We start from the raw sequence: 2,370 nt of genomic DNA, 5'->3' as shown, positions 1-2,370 counted from the left end.
AAGGGACGGCGCCCCTGGACAACGGACCGGTCCCGGACTTTGAAGTCCATCGCATCCCCTGGGCTGGGGTGTTGCGACGACTCCTAGAGCCCAAGTACCACGGTCCGGGCCCTTCGGCGTCGCCGGATCAGCTCTCGCTCGACTCCGTCGCGGGGTTGGCGCGCTCACGCATCTTGCGCAGCAGCTCCTCCTTCTTGTCCACGGCCGCCTTGCGGTCGGCCGCACTCCCCTGGACCGAGCCCTGGTCTCCGTTGCGGGACACCTTCTTGCGCTGTCCACCGACACCGAGCAGGTTGTTACGACTCTTAGCCATGAGAGCGACGGTACCCGCCCGTGGGGGGTGGCCCGTACCAGTTTTCGGGGCGAGGGCCGGGGTGGGGGCGGGAGGCGACGGGGGCGGGAGGCGACGGCGCCCAGACGCGGCGGGGCGGGAGGCGACGGGGCCGGGGCGGCGCACCGACGTGGTGACAGCTGACAGATATTGAAATCTGTCAGCTGTCATGTCATGGTGGACACACACCCCACACCCCCGCACACCCCACCCGACCCTTCGAAGGAGCTCCCCTCATGCGAACCCGCACCCTCGGCACCACCGGCCCCCGCACCTCCGCACTCGGCCTCGGCTGCATGGGTATGTCGGCGCTGTACGGAGAAGCCGACCGGGACGAGTCCATCGCGACGATCCACGCCGCGCTCGACGCCGGCGTCACCCTCCTCGACACCGGCGACTTCTACGCCATGGGCCACAACGAGATGCTGATCGGCGAGGCCCTGCGTTCCGCCCCCGCCAAGGCCCGCGAGCAGGCGCTGACCAGCGTCAAGTTCGGTGCGCTGCGCGACCCGGACGGCGGCTGGGCCGGGTATGACGGACGGACGGCCGCGGTGAAGAACTTCGCCGCGTACTCGCTCCAGCGTCTCGGCGTCGACCACCTCGACATCTACCGGATCGCCCGGGTCGACCCGGACGTGCCGATCGAGGAGACGGTCGGCGCCATCGCCGAGCTGGTCGAGGCCGGTCACGTACGGCACATCGGCCTCTCGGAGGTCGGCGCCAACACACTGCGCAGGGCCGCCGCGGTGGCCCCGATCTCCGATCTCCAGATCGAGTACTCGCTGATCTCGCGCGGCATCGAGGACGAGATCCTGCCGGCCGCGCGTGAGCTGGGCATCGGCGTCACCGCGTACGGAGTCCTCTCGCGCGGTCTGATCAGCGGGCACTTCTCGCGCGACCGGCAGCTGGCCGCGGGCGACTTCCGCGGCATGAGCCCGCGCTTCCAGGGCGACAACCTGCGGCACAACCTCGACCTCGTCGAGGCGCTGCGGAAGATCGCCGAGAACAAGGGCGTCTCGGTGGCGCAGATCGCCATCGCATGGGTGCTGGAGCAGGGGGCCCGGCAGGGTGCGGACATCGTGCCGTTGGTGGGTGCGCGGACCCGGGAGCGGCTTGCCGAAGCGCTCGGCGCGCTGGACGTGGAGCTCACCGCGGACGATCTGGCCGCGATCGAGAGTGCGGTCCCGGCCGGCGCGGCGGCGGGCGAGCGCTACCCGCAGGCGCAGATGGCGCACCTGGACAGCGAGCACTGAGCCGGCGGCGGGCCCCCGCGACAGCGCGCGTGGCCTGTGGACAAGTCGGTCACCGGGGGTTGTCCACAGGCCACGCGGGCCGTTGTGAGCGACAGGTAACGTCATGGCCATGAGTACGGAACCACTGACCGCCGAGCGCATCCTCGTCGCGACCGAGGAGGTGCTGCGCCGCCACGGACCGGCGAAGGCCACGGTCGTCGATGTCGCGCGTCAGCTCGGGGTGAGTCACGGCAGTGTCTACCGCCACTTCCGTACGAAGGCGGCATTGCGCGAGGCGGTCACCGAGCGGTGGCTGAACCGTTCGACGGAGGTGTTGCGGGGCATCGCGGCGCGTCAGGACCTGGAGTCGGGGGTCGTGCTGCGGCTGTGGCTGAGCGAGTTGTTCCTGGCCAAGATGCACAAGGCGGGCGACGATCCGGAGCTGTTCCAGACGTACGAGGTGCTGCTGCGGGAGAACAGCCGGGTCGTGGAGGAGCACATCGGTGAGCTGGTGGGCCAGCTCACCGAGATCATCCGGTTCGGCGTGGACCGGGGGGAGTTCACCGTTCCCGACGGGCCGGCCGTCTCGGCGCGTGCGGTGTTCGATGCGACGGGCCGCTTCCATGACCCGGTGTACGCGGCGGAGTGGTCGCGCCCGTCCATCCGGGACGATTTCGGGGCGGTGGTGGACCTGTTGATACAGGGCCTGAAGCGCTAGACGAGTCATTCCGATGTGATCAGTGGTCGTAAGCGATCAGTGACCGCGTGATGGGCTGGCGGGTCTTGTGGTTGTGCCAGATCGCGGCG

General features: G+C 69.8%; 3 protein-coding genes. 2 read left to right on the top strand and 1 reads right to left on the bottom strand.

From position 1 onward, the window contains the following. Positions 1–127: 127 nt before the first annotated feature. Positions 128–313, bottom strand: a complete 186-nt coding sequence (locus ACGFW5_RS35260) for a DUF6243 family protein (protein ID WP_393838448.1) — start codon at positions 311–313, stop codon at positions 128–130. Between the two features lie 254 nt (positions 314–567). Here ACGFW5_RS35260 and ACGFW5_RS35255 point away from each other — a divergent pair, with 254 nt between their 5' ends. Together ACGFW5_RS35255 and ACGFW5_RS35250 are read left to right on the top strand one after the other, a co-directional pair. Next, on the top strand, positions 568–1,584 hold the full coding sequence (locus ACGFW5_RS35255; RefSeq protein WP_393838447.1) for an aldo/keto reductase: 1,017 nt from the start codon (positions 568–570) through the stop codon (positions 1,582–1,584). Positions 1,585–1,687: 103 nt separating this feature from the next. Continuing rightward, positions 1,688–2,281, top strand: coding sequence for a TetR/AcrR family transcriptional regulator (locus ACGFW5_RS35250; protein WP_393838446.1), 594 nt, complete (start codon positions 1,688–1,690; stop codon positions 2,279–2,281). Positions 2,282–2,370: the final 89 nt, after the last annotated feature.

Origin of the sequence: Streptomyces sp. NPDC048416 (genome assembly GCF_043200435.1) — a bacterium.
Taxonomy (GTDB): domain Bacteria; phylum Actinomycetota; class Actinomycetes; order Streptomycetales; family Streptomycetaceae; genus Streptomyces.
The sequence above is the reverse complement of the archived record's forward strand: the minus strand, read 5'-3'. Positions and strand labels throughout refer to the sequence as shown.

Bases quoted from the DNA above. Each gene is read 5' to 3' on its own strand.
- ACGFW5_RS35260 (WP_393838448.1), bottom strand. From the start codon at position 313: ATGGCTAAGAGTCGTAACAACCTGCTCGGTGTCGGTGGACAGCGCAAG.
- ACGFW5_RS35250 (WP_393838446.1), top strand. From the start codon at position 1,688: ATGGCCATGAGTACGGAACCACTGACCGCCGAGCGCATCCTCGTCGCG.
- ACGFW5_RS35255 (WP_393838447.1), top strand. From the start codon at position 568: ATGCGAACCCGCACCCTCGGCACCACCGGCCCCCGCACCTCCGCACTC.